General features: G+C 41.5%; 21 protein-coding genes. 6 read left to right on the top strand and 15 right to left on the bottom strand.

All coding sequences use genetic code 11. The annotated features are described in order from the left end of the window. The first annotated feature begins 123 nt into the window (after positions 1-123). On the top strand, positions 124-1,359 hold the full coding sequence (locus OHT75_RS05885; protein WP_264725547.1) for a lytic polysaccharide monooxygenase: 1,236 nt from the start codon (positions 124-126) through the stop codon (positions 1,357-1,359). Positions 1,360-1,652: 293 nt separating this feature from the next. Then, complete coding sequence (locus OHT75_RS05880) at positions 1,653-2,057, top strand: NUDIX hydrolase (protein WP_264725546.1); 405 nt, start codon at positions 1,653-1,655, stop codon at positions 2,055-2,057. Positions 2,058-2,379: 322 nt separating this feature from the next. On the opposite strand, the gene OHT75_RS05875 is transcribed toward OHT75_RS05880, so the two are convergent. From OHT75_RS05875 to OHT75_RS05860, 4 genes are read right to left on the bottom strand one after another with little or no spacing between them, the layout of a single operon-like run. Next, a complete protein-coding gene (locus OHT75_RS05875) occupies positions 2,380-2,784 on the bottom strand; it encodes a CBS domain-containing protein (RefSeq protein WP_264725544.1) in 405 nt (134 codons plus the stop codon). Continuing rightward, positions 2,781-3,131, bottom strand: coding sequence for a P-II family nitrogen regulator (locus tag OHT75_RS05870; protein ID WP_264725543.1), 351 nt, complete (start codon positions 3,129-3,131; stop codon positions 2,781-2,783). Before OHT75_RS05870 ends, OHT75_RS05875 begins: the two co-directional genes overlap by 4 nt. Next, positions 3,121-3,915, bottom strand: coding sequence for a DUF1538 domain-containing protein (locus tag OHT75_RS05865; RefSeq protein WP_264725542.1), 795 nt, complete (start codon positions 3,913-3,915; stop codon positions 3,121-3,123). The genes OHT75_RS05870 and OHT75_RS05865 overlap by 11 nt, the downstream gene beginning before the upstream one ends. A gap of 9 nt (positions 3,916-3,924) precedes the next feature. Continuing rightward, positions 3,925-4,659 (bottom strand): DUF1538 domain-containing protein, encoded by a 735-nt coding sequence (locus tag OHT75_RS05860; protein WP_264725540.1) that lies wholly within the window; start codon positions 4,657-4,659, stop codon positions 3,925-3,927. A gap of 237 nt (positions 4,660-4,896) precedes the next feature. On the opposite strand from OHT75_RS05860, the gene OHT75_RS05855 reads away from it, so the two are divergent. The 3 genes from OHT75_RS05855 to OHT75_RS05845 all read left to right on the top strand — a co-directional run bounded on the left by OHT75_RS05855 (position 4,897) and on the right by OHT75_RS05845 (position 7,696). Beyond that, the gene (locus OHT75_RS05855) at positions 4,897-5,334 is read left to right on the top strand and encodes a PliI family lysozyme inhibitor of I-type lysozyme (RefSeq protein ID WP_264725538.1); all 438 of its coding nucleotides are present in this window, start codon (positions 4,897-4,899) and stop codon (positions 5,332-5,334) included. Then, entirely contained in the window at positions 5,331-6,500 is a 1,170-nt protein-coding gene (locus OHT75_RS05850; protein ID WP_264725537.1) for a lipid-transfer protein, read from the top strand. Before OHT75_RS05855 ends, OHT75_RS05850 begins: the two co-directional genes overlap by 4 nt. A gap of 83 nt (positions 6,501-6,583) precedes the next feature. After that, entirely contained in the window at positions 6,584-7,696 is a 1,113-nt protein-coding gene (locus OHT75_RS05845) for an energy transducer TonB (protein ID WP_264725535.1), read from the top strand. On the opposite strand, the gene OHT75_RS05840 is transcribed toward OHT75_RS05845, so the two are convergent. The 5 genes from OHT75_RS05840 to OHT75_RS05820 form a co-directional block, all read right to left on the bottom strand. Continuing rightward, positions 7,693-8,037, bottom strand: a complete 345-nt coding sequence (locus OHT75_RS05840) for a hypothetical protein (protein WP_264725534.1) — start codon at positions 8,035-8,037, stop codon at positions 7,693-7,695. The two genes, OHT75_RS05845 and OHT75_RS05840, sit on opposite strands and share 4 nt — an antisense overlap. 200 nt (positions 8,038-8,237) lie before the next feature. Beyond that, on the bottom strand, positions 8,238-8,660 hold the full coding sequence (locus OHT75_RS05835) for a CBS domain-containing protein (RefSeq protein ID WP_264725532.1): 423 nt from the start codon (positions 8,658-8,660) through the stop codon (positions 8,238-8,240). 109 nt (positions 8,661-8,769) lie between these two features. Further along, a complete protein-coding gene (locus OHT75_RS05830) occupies positions 8,770-10,506 on the bottom strand; it encodes a lysophospholipid acyltransferase family protein (RefSeq protein ID WP_264725530.1) in 1,737 nt (578 codons plus the stop codon). Continuing rightward, a complete protein-coding gene (locus tag OHT75_RS05825; protein ID WP_264725529.1) occupies positions 10,506-11,474 on the bottom strand; it encodes a UDP-2,3-diacylglucosamine diphosphatase in 969 nt (322 codons plus the stop codon). Before OHT75_RS05825 ends, OHT75_RS05830 begins: the two co-directional genes overlap by 1 nt. 584 nt (positions 11,475-12,058) lie before the next feature. After that, positions 12,059-13,090 (bottom strand): Glu/Leu/Phe/Val dehydrogenase dimerization domain-containing protein, encoded by a 1,032-nt coding sequence (locus OHT75_RS05820; protein WP_264725528.1) that lies wholly within the window; start codon positions 13,088-13,090, stop codon positions 12,059-12,061. Positions 13,091-13,481: 391 nt separating this feature from the next. Between OHT75_RS05820 and OHT75_RS05815 the strand changes: the two genes are divergently transcribed. Beyond that, the gene (locus OHT75_RS05815; RefSeq protein ID WP_264725527.1) at positions 13,482-13,922 is read left to right on the top strand and encodes a DUF4826 family protein; all 441 of its coding nucleotides are present in this window, start codon (positions 13,482-13,484) and stop codon (positions 13,920-13,922) included. Between the two features lie 67 nt (positions 13,923-13,989). On the opposite strand, the gene OHT75_RS05810 is transcribed toward OHT75_RS05815, so the two are convergent. The 6 genes from OHT75_RS05810 to OHT75_RS05785 all read right to left on the bottom strand — a co-directional run bounded on the left by OHT75_RS05810 (position 13,990) and on the right by OHT75_RS05785 (position 19,705). Beyond that, the gene (locus OHT75_RS05810; protein ID WP_264725526.1) at positions 13,990-15,120 is read right to left on the bottom strand and encodes a ribosomal protein uL16 3-hydroxylase; all 1,131 of its coding nucleotides are present in this window, start codon (positions 15,118-15,120) and stop codon (positions 13,990-13,992) included. A gap of 103 nt (positions 15,121-15,223) precedes the next feature. Then, positions 15,224-16,594 carry an adenylosuccinate lyase gene (purB, locus tag OHT75_RS05805; RefSeq protein ID WP_264725525.1) on the bottom strand — a complete coding sequence of 457 codons (1,371 nt, stop codon included), beginning with the start codon at positions 16,592-16,594 and terminating at the stop codon, positions 15,224-15,226. 44 nt (positions 16,595-16,638) lie between these two features. Beyond that, complete coding sequence (hflD, locus tag OHT75_RS05800) at positions 16,639-17,259, bottom strand: high frequency lysogenization protein HflD (protein WP_264725523.1); 621 nt, start codon at positions 17,257-17,259, stop codon at positions 16,639-16,641. A 12-nt stretch (positions 17,260-17,271) separates the two neighbouring features. Beyond that, positions 17,272-18,387, bottom strand: a complete 1,116-nt coding sequence (gene mnmA, locus OHT75_RS05795) for a tRNA 2-thiouridine(34) synthase MnmA (RefSeq protein WP_264725521.1) — start codon at positions 18,385-18,387, stop codon at positions 17,272-17,274. A 153-nt stretch (positions 18,388-18,540) separates the two neighbouring features. Then, on the bottom strand, positions 18,541-18,999 hold the full coding sequence (locus OHT75_RS05790) for an NUDIX hydrolase (RefSeq protein ID WP_264725519.1): 459 nt from the start codon (positions 18,997-18,999) through the stop codon (positions 18,541-18,543). A 4-nt stretch (positions 19,000-19,003) separates the two neighbouring features. Next, a complete protein-coding gene (locus OHT75_RS05785) occupies positions 19,004-19,705 on the bottom strand; it encodes an rRNA large subunit pseudouridine synthase E (protein WP_264725518.1) in 702 nt (233 codons plus the stop codon). Positions 19,706-20,000: the final 295 nt, after the last annotated feature.

Genomic DNA, 20,000 nt, shown 5'->3' with positions numbered 1-20,000 from the left:
AATTGTCTGATTTACTGCCGTGGAATGTTGATCTAGGTAAAGCAGAATAAGCTTCACCGGTTAATTGACCGCTTACAGCGTAATGAATTTGCTATCAACATTGCATCTCCTCATTACAATAATATGGAAGCCGTTAAAGCCGCGATACCTGATGGCAGTTTATGTTATGCCAACGATCCACAAAAACGTGGTATGGGCGCTGAGCATTCACAGTGGACCCGAACACAAATGCAACCAGGCACTTTTGAATTAGTGTTTAATGCAACAGCACCCCATAACCCTTCTTTTTGGCAGTTTTACATCACAAAAGTCGGTGTTGATGTTTCTAAGCCGTTAAAATGGGATGATTTAACGCTTATTCAAGAGTATGGCAACATCGCGGTAGGGAGTGATAAAAAATACCGTATGAATGTGACCATTCCAGCCGATCGCAGTGGTGATGCAATTTTGTATACTCGTTGGCAACGAGATGATGCTGTGGGAGAGGGGTTTTATAATTGCAGTGATATTACTATTGCAGGTGATGGCCCGATAGATCCTCCAGAACCAGGTTTACCCTATTTAGAACAGGGTGCGGCATTTATTCCTGATCATATCGAGCTATCAACGCCTAAAGTGGGTGAGTCGGTTAATTACACTGTTTTCAGCAAAGATGGAGTGGAGCACACACGTTTTTCACTCATCATCACTCAAGACAATGCCACAGATTGGGATCGTCTATTGGCATCGCAAGTAAATGGCTATTATGAAACCAATTATGGTGGTCATGTGTTTATTGGTCGTTGGCATGCAGAAATGAATCACTATATGTATTTCCGTGACGAATTACATAATAACTTCATTAATACTAAAGACGGTGAGGGATCTGGATTGTTCAGCATTTCTGCACCGAATCAATATTTAGAAGCTGTTATTACGCCTACTGTTTTACAAGTCATTAAAAATGCATCGGTCAGCTATGGTGAGCTTGTGGTGTTAACGCCAAAAGACAGTATTGGTGATATCGATTCAGTTACGTGGAACCAAATAAGTGGATTACCTGTTGAAACGGCAATTGGCGCCAATAATGAATTGATCATTAAGACCGATTCACTAGACAATACTGAACAACAGTTAAGTTTTGAATTAACCCTTTCAGGCCAAGGTGAGCAAGATTCTACCGTGTATAGTTTCACTGTTTTACCTACTGAAATTATCCCCGGTCCTGGCCCAAGCCCTGAACCAGGAAATGATTGGGATGCCAAAGCCGTTTATACTGCTGGAGATAAGGTTAATCATAATGGTAAACAGTGGTCAGCGCAGTGGTGGACACAGGGTGAAGAGCCCGGTACCACTGGTGAATGGGGCGTATGGCGTTAGCTTGTGAAAGCCCTTATTGCCGAAGATAGATGGGTTAATTGTGATGTACCAGCTTACTTAGGTTAGGTCTGGTTAGATGTGCCCATCTGCTCCCATGTGGGTTAATTTCTCACAATTTATTGATATTGATTCAATCTACACAATATGGGCAGAGTTTCTGGTATGCTCGCTATTTATCATGTTGATGAGTGGCGAGCATGCATATTCTTATTGGTATAAAATTTTTTATAATTTTAAATCAATTGTTTAATGAATTTTTTTGTTAGTCTATGACGAATTGAATAGGTATTTAAATGGCATATAACGATATGTTTCGGCTCAGTGCCCATGCAGTCATAACAAATAGGCAAGGCCAAGTGTTACAAGTGAAAGCGACTTATGGTGCTAAACATTGGGGGTTACCTGGTGGCGCGCTAGAATTCGGTGAAACAATACACCAAGCTGTTAAGCGAGAATGCTTCGAAGAATTAGGCTGCGATATTAAAATCGATTACCTTTCAGGTGTTTATTATCACAGTGCGTATCAATCACAGGTTTTTATTTTTAAATGCACTCTCGTTGAGCCTGCTGCTATTAGGCTCAGCAATGAGCACAGTGAATATCAATACTTTGAGTTATCAGCGTTGTCAGCAGTGCAGTTAACTCGAGTCAAAGCATGTATTGAGTTTATTGGCGAAGTCGATAGCCAAGTTTTTTAACTCACATAGTGATTATATCTGCTGAAAATGACCTTAATACTTTGCTAATTTATCTGATTAAACACGTCAGATAAACATAGCTAAAACAAGGTACGCCTCTAATAGACTCGTATGGTTAAACCCTCTAATTTATAAAGCCGATAGACGTGATTGTTCATCGGCGTGATGTGAGCAATTCGCAACAGGTTCTAGCATGTCATCAAGTCAACTTGATTAAAGGCTTTAAACGTCAATGAAACTTAATCCTCAAAGCTAAATCGCCCTAATTCTTCAACATGGCAAACGCTGGAATGCTGATGCTCATTGAGTGCTGGATTTGCAATTAATATGAATTAATCATCCCTTTTAACACGATATCGTCGTAGGTGACGAACCCTTTTATATCGTTGTCTTCTAATACTGGCGCTTTATTGATGTCAAAACGCTCAAATAGTCTTGCGGTATAACGTACGTCCATATCGGCCGAGACTGAAAAAACCGGTTTGATCATAATTTCGTACACGTTGGTGCGATCCGGTGATTTGTCTTTAGCTAACACTTTACGTGCGATATCACTCATTAACACTAATCCATATTCATCATGTTCAGTGCGCTTATTTACCACTAACACTTTGACATTTTTAGCCACCGCTGTGGCAATCGCCTCTGAAACCGTAATAGTCCCTTCTACCATGGCGTAATCTTGGTTTAACACATCGCGGTTTCTGACAGGGGTTTTAGCGTTCATATCTGATCCTCAATCTCTTTTGTCAGCTCTTGTACTTGATGGGCAACCCCAACAGCGTCTTCAACATCAATTTGAATGGCAATGCCACGGCCTTTATTCGTGTCAAATTTACCCACTTTGGCAATAGTTTCTAAAATATGGCGTGACATGTGTTCTTCAACTAACCATAGAATGACATCTCGTTGCACATCTAACCCTAAACCCATAAAGGTTTTTTTCTTTACTAAGCCTTCACCCCGTGCATGGTTGATTACCGTTGCGCCAGTGGCGCCGGCCTCACGTGCGGCATCTAAAATTTCATCGGTACAGTCGTCATCAACAAAGGCGACAATTAATTTAAAGCGCATCTGTATGCTCCTCTTGCTGCTCAGTGTCAGCTTTTCGTTTAGAGATATATTCAACTATTTGGGCATAGGCCATCACAGAAATAATGGGAAATAAACTGGCAAAAGCAATCAGGCCAAAGCCGTCAATTAAGGGGTTACGACCTTCCACATTGGTGGCTAAACCTAACCCTAATGCGGCAACAAGTGGCACAGTAACGGTTGAGGTGGTGACGCCTCCCGAGTCGTATGCCAATGGAATAATCATTTTAGGCGCGTAAAAGGTTTGAATGACCACAATAATATAGCCGCCCATAATGTAGTAATGAATGGGGTCGCCAACCACAATACGAAAACAGCCTAAAGCAATCCCAAAGGCCACACCTATCGCCACAGAAATACGTAACCCCTGAATGCCAATGGTGCCGCCAGATACTTCATTAGCTTTAATCGCCACCGCAATGAGCGATGGCTCGGCGATGGTGGTGCTAAATCCGATGGCTGCTGCAAAGATATAAACCCATATATAGTCTTGCCAAATAAAAGGAGTAGGTGCGCCATCAGGGTGTAAAAATGCCGCTGTGGTGAGTTGATTCGCCATGCTTTCGCCAATGGGAAATAAGGCCAGTTCAAGCCCAACCAAGAAAAACGTTAGCCCAATAATGACATACACAAAACCGAGCGCGACTTTACGCCAGTTAGGAATAGGGCGTTTAAGTACCCCTAATTGAAAACCAAATAAGATTATGGCAATGGGCACCACGTCTCTGGCCGTCAGTAATAAGGTGTCCAATAACTGATAAAACATCTGGGCTCCTTATAAAAAAATCATGCCGTAAACCATCACAAAAATCATCGGTGTGAGGCTGGCAAAGGCGATTAATCCAAATCCATCAAGCATGGGATTACGTCCTTTAATGACGGTCGCTAAGCCAACACCCAGTGCGGTCACTAGAGGGACTGTGATTGTTGATGTGGTGACGCCGCCTGAATCGTAAGCGATACCGATTATGCTGGGTGGTGCAAACGAAGTGAGGATCATCACTAATACATAACCGCCAATAATGATGTAATGAATTGGCCAGCCCTTTAAAATACGGATCACGCCGAGTAAAATGGCTAAACCCACTGATATCGCAACCGTCAAGCGTAATCCCATGGCGTAATCATTTAACGCTGTCTCATCTTCAGCGATCGCGCCTGATTCGGCGGCAACCTTTGCGGCCTCATTGGCGACAGCGGTAAGCGCAGGTTCAGCTAAAGTCGTGCCAAACCCCAATGAGAAAGAAAATATCACTAACCAAAAAACACTGCCTTTGCGGGCTAAGGCTTCAGCAAGAGACTCTCCAATTGGAAATAAACCCATTTCAAGGCCAAACACGAAAAAGGTGAGCCCAAGGACGATAAACATTAGGCCAATTAAAATTGAGCCTAAATTTTCGGGCGCTTGTTTTAGGATAAAAATTTCGAAAAAACCAACAACTAAGATAATGGGAACCAAATCTTTAAAACTACTGAACATTGAGGTTAAAAGCTTAAACACTGCAGACATCTATCCTCCATAAAAATCAGTATGTAATTTATTCAGTGTGCCTTACAAATTAATAATCTCAACAAATTGTTTACAAAAATCGCCATTTGTTTGATGTTAATCAATAAATGTGAAATTGCGGTGAGATAGGTGACTGTGAGATAGGTCACTTTGTTTATTAAACAAAGCTGAGGCTGATTATTCACATTGCAATCATTCAGGGTATTATCACTGTTAGGCCTAAAAAGGAGTTTCGTGATGTGGAAAATATGTAACAGTATGATTTTAGCTGTTGTATTAGTATTCAGCAGTTCTGCTATGAGTGCCAAAAGCGATATGGAAAATGGCACAGACAACAGGCTAACAAAAAAGCCCCTAAGTCAGTTGGATGGTTATTTGCAGGTGCTAGCGTTAAAAAATGGCATGTCAGTCGTGATTGAAGAAGGGCGTTTAGAGCCGCGTTCAATAGGCAGCATCAGCGTAAAACTGTATCGTGATTTAGACGTGGGTGACTTTGCCTCAGCCATAACTTTTATGCGTGATGGGACAATTATCAACACTGTGCTAGCAGACACACTTGACGGGGGGAGCCAAATCACAATTACTACCGTCACGGCAGGTAGCGGCCAATATCAGGTTATTCATCAAATCTGTATCATGGCTGAATTAGTTGAGTTCTGTAAGGAAACGCCATGAATAAGGTCGTGATCGCAGGTGTAGGAATGACGCCGTTTTGCAAGCCTGGCCAACATCAGCCTTACCGGGTCATGGCCGCCAAGGCGATTGAATGTGCTTTAGCCGATAGTGGTTTATCGGCAAGTGATATTCAACAGGCTTTTGGTGCGTATATTTATGGTGACAGCACCTGCGCCCAGCATGCCTTTTACGACGTGATCCAAACTGGCATCCCAATCATTAATGTAAACAATAATTGTGCTAGTGGTTCTACTGCGCTGTATTTAGCCAGACAAGCCGTGTTATCGGGGGAAATCGATTGTGCGTTAGCGTTTGGTTTTGAAGAAATGCAACCCGGTGCTTTAGGTTCGCATTGGCTGGAGCATGAAAGTCCATTTATGAGAATTGATCCCGTATTATCGACATTTAAAGCGCCCGAAGCTCCAATTGCTCTGCGTGCTTTTGGCGCTGCGGGTAAGCATTATATGGACAAATACCATGTGTCTTCTAAGTTATTTGCACAGGTGGCTGTCAAGTCTCGCTGTCATGCTATAAATAACCCAAACGCGTTATTTAGAACGCCACTGTGCACTGATCAGGTGTTAGCCGACAAGGTCATTTATGATGGGTATTTGACCCGTCTAATGGCGTGCCCACCTACTTGTGGCGCGGCCGCAGTGATAGTGTGTAGTGAGCGTTTTGCAAAACAGCGCAACCTTGGGGCAGCAGTGAAAATTTTGGCTCAGTCTATGGCAACTGACACACAGGTCTCATGGCAAGATCCAATCAATGCTGTTGGTAAGCCAATGACTATTATGGCCGCTACTAACGTGTATAATACTGCGGGTATTGCACCGCAAGATATTGATGTAATTGAATTACATGATTGTTTTACCCCAAATGAAGTGATAACTTATGAAGCTTTAGGCCTGTGTGCAGAGGGCGAAGCAGAGCAGTTTATCAATGAGGGTAATAATACCTATGGGGGTAAATTTGTTATTGGTCCATCAGGCGGCTTGATGTCAAAAGGTCACCCTATTGGGGCAACAGGTATCGCGCAATGTGTAGAACTTGTGTGGCATTTACGTGGTCAAGCAGGCGATCGTCAGGTGCAAGGTGCTCGCTTAGCCTTACAACATAATGTGGGTTTAGGTGGCGCAGTTGTGGTGACGTTATACGGGAAATGATATTAGCGTTTTGTGGAAAACATGATGTTTTTTTAGTACCAAGTTTAGGTACTTTATTTTGATAAATAGAGAATGGAATCTAGATGAAAAATAACACCTTCCAATTTAATTCACATATTCTTGCAGCAAAAATAAAAATGTGCGTTTACGGCAGTATTTTAGTGTCGAGTCTAGTTTCGCCTATGGCACAAGCCGCAGACTTTTCTTCAAGTTATCAAGCTTATCAACAAGCCGTAGCGGCAAAAGATGTAGAGCAAACATTAGTGCATGCGCAGCAAGCTTATGATTTGGGCAAAGTCAGCTTTGGTGAAAACCATATAGATACAGCGAAGTTACTGATGAACCTTGCCAATGCGCAACGTGACAGTGGTGAAAACCTTCTTGCAAGTCAGAATTATGACAAAGTGTTGACTCGCTACCTTGCGCATTATGGTGACGATAGCATTGAAGTATTAGATCCTATGTTATTAGCTGCAGAATCAACAACTAATGATAAAAAGTCCAAAGCACTGTTTGAAGATGCCATTGAGGTGGCACAGTCATTAAATCAGCCTTTAGTGCTGGCTGAAGTTTATTCTGCCGCATTTAAACATTTATATAAAACCCCTTTATATAACAACACCATAAAAAATTATGGCTTGAAGGCGTATGACATATACAGTCAGCATCTTCCTGAGGATTCGATTTTACGTGTTGATGCCACTTATTTGGCCGCATCTATCCAGTTTGCTCAAAAGCGCTATGATACTGCTGAAGGCTTATTTCTTGAGGTTATTAAACAGTACCAAACCCTTGATTATAGCCATCCATCAGAGTTACATGCCCACGCTGTGCTTGTTGAGTTGTATGAGAAACAAAATAATAGCCAACAAGCGACAGCACACTGTATTGCGATTGGTAAAATGAAACCTTGGTCGGATGATCAGGAGCAAGTCCCTTTATTTAGACATCATCCAAGTTATCCAAAATCCTATGCGATAGATAGAAAATCGGGATGGGTTGAAATGGTGTTTACCATTGATGAAAATGGCTTTGTTAAGGCGGCATCAGTATCAGATTCTCAGGGCGGAAAACGTTTTGAAACAGAATCGTTAGAGGCCATTCAAAAATGGCGCTATGCCCCTAAATTTGTTGATGGAAATCCAGTTGAGGCACAAGCAAAAGTGCGCCTTGAATTTACAATTGCTAACGGTTAAAACACCATGTAAACCGTGAGTAGCGAAAACAGCATCAAAACCATGCCAGCTTCAATGAGTCGCTGGCTTTTTTGTAGCTGATTTTTACCCTGTTTCAGTACAGTGACTAAATTTTTTTGATTATAAATTCGGCATGTTAGCAGATCGGTTTGAGGATCAACTAATAACTGAAAATTGTATTTTTTACCGTTTTTCAATAATACATCGTGACGACTTAAAATGCCGAAGTTGAATTTTTGCGATACCACTTTACCATTGAGTAATACTTTTTCTAGGCCACACCAGTTGCTAGCTTGTAATTCAAAATTGTCCTGATTTAAAAGATATTTGAACTTTATCATGGCATCGCTCCGTTCACTTTGCTCTCTTGAGGATGTATTAATCTAAGCAGAGTAAAGTGACAGTTTCCAGTATCAAAAGATGAAGGTTTTAAGAATATGGGCTAATTGATTGGTGGCAAAACGAAAAATAATTTTAACTATTTTTTCTTGCAAAATGGCTGGCTATACACTTATTTGAGATTGCCAAGGTTAGCTGCTACTTAGTCATTTTCGCTATAGGCGCGGAGTAAATCTTTCCAAGTGATAATGCCGACTAAACTACCATTATCTAATACAGGTAAACTGCCAATGCCGTATTCAAGAATAATTTCGCAAGCTTGTTTTAAGCTGGTTTGAGGTGCAACAGTAATAGGGTTGTGGGTCATGACTTGATGCACACGTTTGTTGAGGGTTTCTGTGTCTCTGATAAGCTCAGCCGCGGTACCAATATTTGGACTGAGGGCTTTTAAAAAATCACGATGAGACAAAATACCTTGCAAAGTGTCATTTTCATCAATGGCTAACAAATGATGAAAGCTGACATTGTCGAATATGTGTTTAGCAACCGATAAGCGATCATCTATTGAAATAGTGACAATTCGCTTGGTCATAATGTGGCTAACAAGTGTAATGGCTGCAGGCATGTTTGTTTCCTCTAACTCGGCACTTGAGATTTACTTTGCTGCGTTAATCTTTTATAGCAGATAAACTATAGTACAACAATGAGTTAGCCACACGGTAAAATCATTTAAGTCAATTATCAGGGGCTATCCTGAGGTATTTTTGTACTTTATGGGGTTTGAGTTGGTGAATATCAACTAGTACTAATCCATCAATACAATCACCAAATTCAGCGTCAATGCCAAAATCAATAAACTGTACGCCCTGTTCTTCACACAACTCACCGTATTGCTTAAAAAGTGTCGGTACTGATACGCCCATGTTTGCTAATGTCCTTTTGAGAATTTTAAAATTGTCAGCATAATTATCGCCATTAAATAGACTACATAATTGGTGTGACCGTTCATCAGTTATAAGGTACGCGTTAAATGATTGGGCTAAATTAGCCTGGCTTGGAAATTGGTTTTTATAGAAATGGATCAGTAATTCTTTTGCGGGTTCAGGGTAGCTGTTACTGATCGTCACAGGCCCAAACAGGTATCGGTATTGAGGGTGTTTTACTAAAAAGGCACCAATCCCTTGCCAAAGATATTCAAGGCTTCTGCGCCCCCAATATTTGGGTTGTACAAAACTTCTACCTAGCTCTAGCCCTTGTTCAAAATAAGGCGCGAAATTGGTATGGTAAGTAAACAAGCTTTGGCTGTATAAGCCATTTTCTGCAACTTGTTGAATATGCTTTGCGCTGGCAAAACGGTATGCTCCGACAATCTCTAAATCGTCTTTGTCCCATAACACCAAATGCCAATAATCATTGTCATATTTATCAATGTCTCTGTGTTTACCTGTCCCTTCACCTACCGCCCTGAACGCAATTTCACGCAACCGGCCTATTTCGCGCATAATCGCGCTGCTTTGTTTGTGTTGGTAAAGGTAAATTACTTTATTGTCAGAAGTGTGCCCCAATGGCTCACATAATTGTAATTCTTGTTGTAAGTTGGTGCGAGATTCTGGATGAGCGACGGCATTTTGGGTACTGAATAACGGTGGCCTGTTTTTGCCAATACGATAGAGGTGGTTTTTTAGCAATTTCACCTGAGTTTTTAATGGAAAATCATTATTAGCAACGGTTTCTTTGGCGATCAATTTACCTATGCGAACAGGCATCACTTGGTTGACCTGACGAAACATCTCCTTGACCAGTAATAAAGTGGCTAAAGGTTTATACAACATGGATGCACCATAGAATGTTGCCGAGTTTTTCGCATCGACAAACATGGGCAATAATGGGGCATGACAGGCTTTGGCCATTTTGACAAAACCCGTTTGCCAAAGTAAATCGGTAACACCGCTAGGACGTAAGCGCGACACTTCACCTGATGGGAATATTAATAACGCTCCTTCAGATTTTAAATGCTGGTGGATATTATCTAAATGTTGTTTGGGCGTACCTCCAGTCATGTTTCTCACTGGCAGTAAAATGGAATGTAATGGTTTGATGGTCATCAGTAATTCATTGGCGACAACTTTGATATCGGGTCTGACTTTACTGATTAATTTTATCAATGCCAGCGCATCAAGCGAGCCGATAGGGTGGTTGGCATAAATGATCACTCGTCCATCAATGGGAATGTTTTCAATTTCACTGTTGGGAACACTATAACTAAAATTAAAACTGCCAAGCACCTGCTCAACAAAATCAACGCCGGTGAGGTGTTGATGTTGCAGAGCAATTTCATTGCATTGTTGTTCATGTAACAAGTAGCGCAGCATGGCTTTAGTGGGTTTAGCTAACCAAGGTTTGTTGGCTAATTGCGGCAGGTTTTGTTCAACCATTTCGTCGACAGTAAACATCATATTGTTTGATTTCATTATGCCACCTTCTGTTTTGGGTGTTGTGCTTGCTCGAGCGAGGCTGACGATAAAGACCGATCTGTCTCAATAGATTGGATGATATTGGTGGTTTTATGCTGCTCATCCCACTTCAATAACTGAAACTCGCCAAGTAAAGTTTCTACCACTAGGGTGCAGTTTTCTACCCAATCGCCGTCATTGGCATAGATGATTTGCCGTTCATTTAGGTCATGAATGGAAAGCTCTGGTTGATGAATATGACCACAAATAACCATGTCGACTTGTTGTTTGTCGGCAAATCTAATAACGGCATCACGAAAACTGTTTATCGCCTGTTGTGCTTTGTTCACGCGCAATTTGATGTAACTTGCTAATGACCAATAGGGGTAGCCCAGTTGACTGCGCACATGGTGAAGGTGGCGATTTAGCCACAGCAAAACATCATACAAATGATCGCCTAATTTTGCATAGGTGCGACTGACACACACTTCAGAATCAAATTGGTCACCGTGCAACATTAGGCATCGTTTACCCAATATAGATTGATGCACATAATCGGGCGCTATGGTTACACCTCTAAAATGACTGTCTACATAGGCTTTAAATAACTCGTCGTGATTACCAGGTATATAAAAAACTTGCGTGCCGTTTTGGGCTAATTCGAGTATTTTTGTTAGCACGGCTTGATGGCTATCAGGCCAGAAAACGCGTTTTTTTAATGCCCAAATATCAATAATATCGCCAACCAGATATAAATGCTGACAGTGAGTGCGATTCAAAAAATCTAATAAAAAATCAGCTTTACAATCGATACTGCCCAGGTGGACATCGGATAACCATACCGCATAAAAAAACTGTGGGTGTTGTGGATGATGGAGTGTGTTTTCTTCGGTTGATAATGAGGTGGTTAAGACGGGGGGCACATAGGTTGATGAATTATTTTTAGCTTGGGTTACTTGTTTGAATAATGTGCTTATTTTATCCATTTACTTACTCTCTACCAAATAGCACTGGATTAAGTTGACTAAAGCATAAGGGTAGAAATTGACTAAACAGTGACGGAAATATTGCAATTGGATGAATCATGCCAGTGATAGAATTTTAATCTCAGTGGTGGATTGGATAATCAAACCGCTTTTGGTATTGCTAACTGTGCTGAATTTAACAGCATTACCCACGCCAAGGATCGACTAGTTTGGGCAACGTTGAACACAAATCTCAGACCCGCTAAGGCGTGTGAATTCATCTTGTTTGTCTGAGTAAGGTGTCTTTTTTAAATTGTTGAATGTTATGGCTAAATTAATTGCTCGCCACTTATTCTGAACAATAATTAAACCAATGATAAAAAGTGATCAGAATGAGCAGTGATTTATGACGATAGGGATCAATTAGAAAGATAGTAAAAGATCCACCTCATGAAGAAGCTAGTTTTGATATCACTCCCTAAGTGGGAGCATTCCTATCGTGCGTTAACAAGACGCCGTAAATATATTAGTGCTGTAAAAAAGGGAAGCTAAGCTTCCCTTGTACATGCTGTGTTCTTAAACAAATTTAAGATAATGACATGGTACTATCGTGCGGCATCAATAATCGCTCTTGCCATTTCATCTGCTACTGAACCCGTGGTGCGATTTTCAGCATCTGCGCGAGTAAAGATGGTTAGCAAGGTTTGGTAGATTTGCTCTACCTTGGCAACAGACGCGGCTTTGTCGTAGTTGTTTTCAAAAGAAACGTTAATAATACCACCGGCATTAATGACGTAATCGGGTGCATATAAAATGCCCATTTCTTTTAATTTTTCACCGTGACGAACCTCTGCGAGCTGGTTGTTTGCACAACCTGCAACAATAGTGGCTTTAAGTAATGGTAGAGTAATGTCGTTTAATGTCGCGCCTAGTGCGCATGGGGCATAGACATCAACATCTTGGTTGTAAATATCCTGTGGTTCAACCACGGTTGCCCCGAATTCACTGGCAACCCTTTCTAGCGATGCTTGGTGAATGTCGGTAACCACAAGTTCAGCGCCTTCTTCATGCAAGTGTTTACACAGGTAATATCCGACATGTCCAACACCTTGCACGGATACCTTAATACCTTTAAGGCTATCGATACCTCGTTGATGTTTTACCGCAGCTTTAATGCCTAAATACGTACCTAAAGCGGTTAGGGGAGATGGGTCACCAGATTTACCTTCTAAGCCCGCAACATAGGGTGTTTCACGATTCGCAATCATCATGTCTGAGGTTGATACACCAACGTCTTCAGCGGAATAATATTTACCGCCTAAGCTATTTACGAAGCGACCAAATGCGAGAAATAATTTTTCACGATCTGTGGTTTTAGGATCGGCAATAATAACGGCTTTACCGCCTCCCATGGTTAAGCCAGCAAGGGCATTCTTATAGGTCATACCGCGCGATAGGCGTAATACATCGGTGAGCGCTTCATCATCAGATTGATAATTCCACATTCTACAGCCACCAACGGCAGGGCCTTTGTTGGTATTATGCACTGCAATAATAGCTTTTAAGCCACTTTCTTTATCATGACAAAACACAACTTGTTCGTGCTCATCAAACGAGACATGATTAAATACAGCCACGTAAATTCTCCACTTGCTCTATGGTCGTATGTTAGTTCTGACTAACACTTAATTATTAATGCTTTGGTGATTCATTCTAACGCTTATGGTAACCAATATAACGACACCAATGTGGGGGGATTGAGCGGCAACATTGGTTTGGCGATACTGTATACCTTGTGACTATTAAATACCGTAAATGAATCAAATTCGATATTTAGTATTGCAGCACGATAGCATTTAGCGATACTCTCAACAAAGGTTGGTAACGTAATTTTTGTGATCAAGCTGGCAATTTTGCTTGCCACTTTACGTAAACGTAAAGTATTTTAGGGTTGAGTGTGAATTTCAGCATCATGGATGAATAAAAAATGTCCCATGTATGCTTAATAACAATAAGATAGGAAGTGTTATGGCTGATGAAGTAGTTGAACAAGTTGCAGAGCCTGCTGTTGATCAAGAAGTATTAAGACAACAATGGGTAAAAACACAATTCCAAAAAGCAAATCGTTTTCTTGCGGAAAAAGGCGTGATCCCTAATAAGGTTTTTGCCGATGACAGTCGTTATCTTGCGCCATATCTTGCCATTTGGAAAATGGACTCGAAACAACCCACAAAGCAAACATTTTGGGTGATGTCTGGTGATTTACCTTCTGACTATGTTGATGTTAAGGTCGCGAAAACTGCACGTGATGCACTGCGTCATTTTTCAATGATGTGGCAGCTAAAAGCAGAAAATCTGCATAAATCGGGTGCAACACGCGATGCGACCCAGTTAAAATTTGCAAATTTATTAGTGTCGCGTGCTGAAAGCTTATATAAAATGCATGAAGATGAAAAACTTTGGTCTTAAGACGCATTTCATTCTGGCTAACAAAAAAGGCACATAATGTGCCTTTTTTGTTGAGTCAGAATCGGTATTATTCTGCTAAGTAATATAACCCTTGATTGATCAGTGTTACTAACAGTTGTCCAATGGATGGATTTGTCATTAAATCAGTGGCATTTTCACTATCTAAAGTCAGGGTGTTGGCTAACAGTATTAACTGTGCTTCGCTCACATTTTCAAGTGAGTAAACTTCGCCGTTAATGAATAAACGACATTGTTGGTCGTTCTCTAAACGCAGTACTTTTAAACCGCCAATGCGCGCGATGCTGGCGTTGTCCTGCAACAATTCTTGTAATTCTTCCAGCGTGACGGGGTCTTCACCTTCACAGATATCCAGTTCAAAACGGTTTTGGCTGAGTAATTTACCTAACATGGTTTGATATTTTTCTGGCTGAGTCGCTAGCTCTGATAGTAACTGCATAATACCTTGCTGCTGAGTTTGACTTACCACACCTGGGTCGGTTGCTTCTGACTCAGAGGTGAAACGTTGATGACCGCTGTTATTATCAATCAGCGAGTCCGCAAGTTGGGTTAATAGTTCTTGCTGGCTTGGGGCTCTAAAACCAATTGAATAGCTTAAGGCTAGCGATAAAGTCTCACCACAATGTGGGTAGCCAGGCGGGATGTATAAGACGTCACCTTTTTTCAATATTACATCGATGATAGGTTCGAAATCATCGACTAATGGTGATGTGGCATCACCACCACGACGCTGATGGTTGCCTTTGTCGCCCACTTTCCAGCGACGTTCACCTTCGCCTTGAATGATGAATACATCATAATTATCAATATGCGGGCCTACGCCGCCTTCAGGAGTGGCAAATGACACCATTAAATCATCAAAGCGCCAATCGGGTAAAAACCGAAATGCATCGACTAGCGGTTGAGAGTCAGGATACCAGTGGTTTACTGCTTGCACTAAAAGTTGCCATTTTGTTTCGCCGTAAGCATCATAATCTTCAAATGGACCTTGGATCACGTCCCACTGATTATCTTTAGTGATCACTATCCGCGAGGATATTTCTTCTTCGCAAGCAAGACCTGCCAATTCATCTGCGGCAATCGGGTCAACAAAGTCGGCGAAGGCTTGTGTCAATACTACAGGGGTTTGTTGCCAGTGTTGTTTAATGAAGGCTTGGGTGTCAAAAGTTAATTGATACATGGTCTTACTCTCAGATTAGTGTGCATGTAATGTAAAACAAAAGCGGCAACTCGAATGTCGAGCTGCCGCCATGTTAAATGAGGTTTTAACCTCAGTTGACAAATTATTTCAATTCATCAACAAACGCTTCTGCGCGGCCAATATAGTTCGCAGGCGTCATTTTTTTAAGTTCAACTTTCACGTCGGCGGGCAATTCAAGTCCGTCGATAAATACCGCTAACTGTTGCGCGTCAATACGTTTACCACGAGTTAACTCTTTGAGTTTTTCATATGGTTTTTCAATGCCGTAACGACGCATAACAGTTTGAACTGGTTCTGCAAGAACTTCCCAGTTTACGTCTAATTCCGCCCGTAAATGTGCTTCGTTTACTTCTAACTTGCTGATCCCTTTCAAGGTAGCTTGGTATGCAATCAATGAATGAGCAATACCCACACCTAAATTACGTAATACAGTAGAGTCAGTTAAATCGCGCTGCCAGCGAGATACGGGTAGTTTAGCTGCTAAATGCTGCATTAATGCATTGGCAATGCCTAAGTTACCTTCAGAGTTTTCAAAGTCGATTGGGTTAACTTTATGCGGCATAGTTGAAGAACCAATTTCGCCAGCAATTGTGCGTTGTTTGAAGTGACCTAAAGCAATGTAGCCCCAAATGTCACGATCGAAATCGATTAAGATCGTATTGAAGCGGGCGATAGCGTCAAACAACTCAGCTATGTAATCATGTGGCTCAATTTGGGTAGTGTAGGCGTTCCAGTTAATCCCTAGACTAGTGACAAAACGTTGTGATAACGAGTGCCAATCCACTTCTGGGTAAGCAGATAAGTGCGCATTGTAATTGCCGACAGCGCCATTAATTTTACCCATAATTTCAACAGCTTGAATTTGCTTCAATTGACGTTCTAAACGCACTACAACGTTAGCCATTTCTTTGCCTAAGGTACTTGGCGACGCTGGCTGACCATGGGTACGCGACATTAATGGTACCGATTTATTGTCATGGGCTAACTTTTTAATTGCATCAACGATTTGTTGGCACTGTGGCACAACAACAAGCTCACGGGCTTCTTTAAGCATTAAACCGTGCGACAGGTTATTAATGTCTTCTGAAGTACAGGCAAAGTGAACAAATTCATCGATTGCGACTAACTCAGCATTGCCAGCAATTTTTTCTTTGATGAAGTATTCAACCGCTTTGACGTCGTGGTTAGTGGTGCTTTCAATGGTTTTAACACGTAGTGCGTCTTGCTCACTGAAGTTATCTTTAATACTGTCTAGTAATGCTAATGCTGACTCGCTAAACGGTGGCACTTCTTCAATTTCTGGGCAGCTAGATAATAATTTTAACCAGTTAATCTCAACTTGTACGCGGTACTTAGTAAGACCGAACTCGCTGAAAATCCCTCTTAATGACGCGGTTTTACTACCATAACGACCGTCTACCGGAGAGATAGCAGTTAGTGCGGAAAGATCCATTTGAAGCTCCTTGGTGAACTTTTATTGTAGGGTGATTCGATGATTTATTTTTGTTGGCTGTTAACAGCCGTATCAAATATTGCTTTTCGTGCAAAGACTAAGTGGCGACGTTTACCGCCTAATTGACGCCATAATACGGCGCTACGCATGGCCGATAACAGCAATGCGCGAATTTTGTTTTGCACGTTAGTTTGTTTTAAAAAAGCCGGATTACCAGAAATTTGTAGTTTAGGCCCAAGGGCACTAATCACATCACTGTATATGCTAGCGAGGTTAGCTAATACCTGTTCATCGGTAATTGAAAAATGGGCTAACTGACGATGCACCTGATTAATTCGCTCTGCCAACATGCCTAAACCGTTAGCAGAGCGAGACAGTTTGCGCTCTAACGCCAATATACCGACTAAATAGCGGGTGGTTTCGACATCTTTGTTACTGCCATCCCCAAGCTGATTTTGAATAAGTTGGTAGCCTTTATCCAATAATTCTTTGTTTGGGTAAACATCAGCTGTGCTTTCAGGGTTAGTGACTAAAATAGTATTTAAGCTAGCTGCTAGTGCTTGTTCGTCACTTTCGCCATGGCGAGCGATGTATTGTACTTGCCCAATGGCCTGTAAAATACCGGCAAATGCCATGGTGCGTTCATATAAGATATTGTCAGTCACTGTGTGGCTTACCTATCCTTTGATTAACGTATCGATGATCCCGCCGCCTAAGCAAACTTCACCATCATAAAATACTGCAGATTGTCCAGGTGTGACGGCGGCAACAGGCTCATCAAAGATCACTTCAATAGTGTCGTTATTGATATACTTAATTTTGCATTGTACATCACGTTGACGATATCGGGTTTTAACGCTGATTTGGCTCGCATCTGCAGGGCCTTTTCGGTCAACCCAATCTAATTGTTTTACGCTCATGCCGACAGACATTAACCGGGGATGATTTCCACCTTGGGCAACCACTAATACATTGCGCTCTAGGTCTTTATCCACGACATACCACGGGTCATCGTTACTATTTTTTAAACCGCCAATGCCTAAGCCTTTGCGTTGACCTAATGTATGGTACATCAAACCTTGGTGGGTACCGATCACTTCGCCTTCTGCGGTTTCGATATCACCAGGCATAGCCGGTAGGTAAGTGGCTAAAAAATCAGTAAATTTACGTTCGCCAATGAAACAAATACCTGTACTGTCTTTTTTGTCATGGGTAATAAGACCCATTTCTTTTGCGATATCACGTACTTGATGTTTTTCAAGTTCGCCAACAGGGAATAAGCTACGGGCCACTTGTTCATGGCTTAACGTATATAAGAAGTAGCTTTGATCTTTGTTGTTATCGACACCGCGTAACATTTGCGTGCTGCCATCGGCATTGTCGCGACGACGCACATAATGGCCCATAGCAATAAAGTCAGCATCCAATATTTCATCTGCAAATTCTAAAAAAGCTTTGAATTTGATTTCTTTGTTACACATGATATCGGGGTTAGGCGTTCGGCCAGCTTTGTATTCAGCAAGGAAGTATTCGAAAACATTATCCCAATATTCTGCTGCAAAATTGACGGTGTGGAGCTTTATGCCGAGCTTGTCGCAAACCGATTGCGCATCTTTTAAATCTTCACTTGCAGCACAATATTCATCTGTGTCATCTTCTTCCCAATTTTTCATAAATAGACCCTCAACCTCATAGCCTTGCTGAATAAGCAAATAAGCTGAAACTGAAGAGTCCACACCGCCAGACATGCCAACGATGACTTTTTTACCATTAGTGGGTGCGATTGATGTCATAGATCCTATAAACCGTTGTGTATACCAATGAAAAACCAAAAAATGGCGTTTCATAAGCGAAATTATGTGTAAATTCTGCGGCGCATATTCTATCACGCATTCGCATGAGGGGCTATCTTAGGGCAGTAATTGTTGCATTCAATTCAGGGGCAATTATAAATAGTCTGCATTTAACAAACGAACTGAATAATGTTTACCCTGTTGCTTAATAAAATCATCAATAGATTTAAGCACTAATGGACTGCGCATTTGAGCGGATTTTTGCGCTATTTGTTCTCTGCTAAACCAATGGGTACGGGTTATTGCAGGGTCTAGTGGTTCGCATTTTACTTGAATGGGTAATTCAGCACAAAAAGTGAAACGCACAAATGCCAATTCGGGGTTGGCGGTGAATTGATATATGCCCACCAATGAGAAGGGGGTAATGATTAAGCCTGTTTCCTCAAGTATTTCACGCTTGCATGCCTCAATGATTGATTCGCCAGCCTCAAGGTGACCCGCAGGTTGGTTATAACGCACTTCACCATCGATAAGCTCTTCCACCAGTAGAAATTTACCGGCACAGTGGATGATAGTGGCAACCGTAGTATTGGGTTTATAACGCTCACTCATTGGATTAACTCTTGGCAGATGCAGTTTGATTAATCACTTGGTATTCACCATTAGCTAGGTTATCGAGGCACCATTGGCCTATTTTATAGCGGATTAATCTCAGTGTGGGGTAACCTACATGTGCCGTCATTCGTCTGACTTGACGGTTTTTGCCTTCGCATATTTGAATTTCTAACCAGCTGGTTGGAATCGCTTTGCGCTCTCTTACCGCGGGGATACGCGGCCAAACATCGGGCTCTGGTATAATACGCACTTTAGCGGGTAAGGTTTTACCGTCTTTCAATACAACACCTTGCTGAAGTGATTCAATTGCTTGTTGGCTAGGTTCCCCTTCAACTTGTACCCAATAGGTTTTGTATGTTTTCTGATTGGGTTGAGTGAGCTTAGCTTGTAATTGACCGTCATTAGTGAGCAGCAATAAACCTTCACTGTCTCTGTCTAGTCTTCCCGCCGCATAAACATCGGGGATGGCGATAAAATCTTTTAAGGTTTTTCTGCCTGCTTCATCGGTAAATTGGCATAACACATCATATGGCTTATTAAACAGCACAATAACCGGATTAACTGGTCGAGGTTTGGTTTTAGGTAACGACTTGTTGGTTAATGATTTATTCAGTGATGACTTTGGCGCGCGTTTAGCCGCATTTTTGTTAGGGCTTTTATTAAAACGCGTGTTAAATGATGAATTTTTTACAGGGGTTGCCATAGTGAAAGCTAGATGCCTTTGTGTTCAGTTATGCCTAGGTTCTAATTACATTAAAGCTTGCCCTGATGGTTGGCTTGCAATTATGAAACTGCTTGGCATAAAAAATTTACGTTAAATATCCGTAAAAAGGGTTAAAAAATCGGAACAATGACCAGTTTACTGCTTATTCGCCATAAGTGGAATTTGAATATTATTCAGAATGCTCTATGATGTTGGCCTGAAAATTGTGATCTGTACCTAATTTTTCTTAAATTGGCTGATGTCAATATATTTAACTAGCTGATTTTTCATTGTT

Origin of the sequence: Shewanella subflava (assembly GCF_025971955.1) — a bacterium.
GTDB lineage: Bacteria > Pseudomonadota > Gammaproteobacteria > Enterobacterales > Shewanellaceae > Shewanella > Shewanella subflava.
This window is presented reverse-complemented; position numbering and strand designations above follow the sequence as displayed.

Excerpts from the sequence above, each read along its gene's own strand:
- OHT75_RS05885 (WP_264725547.1), top strand. The coding sequence starts at position 124 with ATGGAAGCCGTTAAAGCCGCGATACCTGATGGCAGTTTATGTTATGCC.
- OHT75_RS05880 (WP_264725546.1), top strand. The coding sequence starts at position 1,653 with ATGGCATATAACGATATGTTTCGGCTCAGTGCCCATGCAGTCATAACA.
- OHT75_RS05875 (WP_264725544.1), bottom strand. The coding sequence starts at position 2,784 with ATGAACGCTAAAACCCCTGTCAGAAACCGCGATGTGTTAAACCAAGAT.
- OHT75_RS05870 (WP_264725543.1), bottom strand. The coding sequence starts at position 3,131 with ATGCGCTTTAAATTAATTGTCGCCTTTGTTGATGACGACTGTACCGAT.
- OHT75_RS05865 (WP_264725542.1), bottom strand. The coding sequence starts at position 3,915 with ATGTTTTATCAGTTATTGGACACCTTATTACTGACGGCCAGAGACGTG.
- OHT75_RS05860 (WP_264725540.1), bottom strand. The coding sequence starts at position 4,659 with ATGTCTGCAGTGTTTAAGCTTTTAACCTCAATGTTCAGTAGTTTTAAA.
- OHT75_RS05855 (WP_264725538.1), top strand. The coding sequence starts at position 4,897 with ATGTGGAAAATATGTAACAGTATGATTTTAGCTGTTGTATTAGTATTC.
- OHT75_RS05850 (WP_264725537.1), top strand. The coding sequence starts at position 5,331 with ATGAATAAGGTCGTGATCGCAGGTGTAGGAATGACGCCGTTTTGCAAG.
- OHT75_RS05845 (WP_264725535.1), top strand. The coding sequence starts at position 6,584 with ATGAAAAATAACACCTTCCAATTTAATTCACATATTCTTGCAGCAAAA.
- OHT75_RS05840 (WP_264725534.1), bottom strand. The coding sequence starts at position 8,037 with ATGATAAAGTTCAAATATCTTTTAAATCAGGACAATTTTGAATTACAA.
- OHT75_RS05835 (WP_264725532.1), bottom strand. The coding sequence starts at position 8,660 with ATGCCTGCAGCCATTACACTTGTTAGCCACATTATGACCAAGCGAATT.
- OHT75_RS05830 (WP_264725530.1), bottom strand. The coding sequence starts at position 10,506 with ATGAAATCAAACAATATGATGTTTACTGTCGACGAAATGGTTGAACAA.
- OHT75_RS05825 (WP_264725529.1), bottom strand. The coding sequence starts at position 11,474 with ATGGATAAAATAAGCACATTATTCAAACAAGTAACCCAAGCTAAAAAT.
- OHT75_RS05815 (WP_264725527.1), top strand. The coding sequence starts at position 13,482 with ATGGCTGATGAAGTAGTTGAACAAGTTGCAGAGCCTGCTGTTGATCAA.
- OHT75_RS05810 (WP_264725526.1), bottom strand. The coding sequence starts at position 15,120 with ATGTATCAATTAACTTTTGACACCCAAGCCTTCATTAAACAACACTGG.
- purB (WP_264725525.1), bottom strand. The coding sequence starts at position 16,594 with ATGGATCTTTCCGCACTAACTGCTATCTCTCCGGTAGACGGTCGTTAT.
- mnmA (WP_264725521.1), bottom strand. The coding sequence starts at position 18,387 with ATGACATCAATCGCACCCACTAATGGTAAAAAAGTCATCGTTGGCATG.
- OHT75_RS05790 (WP_264725519.1), bottom strand. The coding sequence starts at position 18,999 with ATGAGTGAGCGTTATAAACCCAATACTACGGTTGCCACTATCATCCAC.
- OHT75_RS05785 (WP_264725518.1), bottom strand. The coding sequence starts at position 19,705 with ATGGCAACCCCTGTAAAAAATTCATCATTTAACACGCGTTTTAATAAA.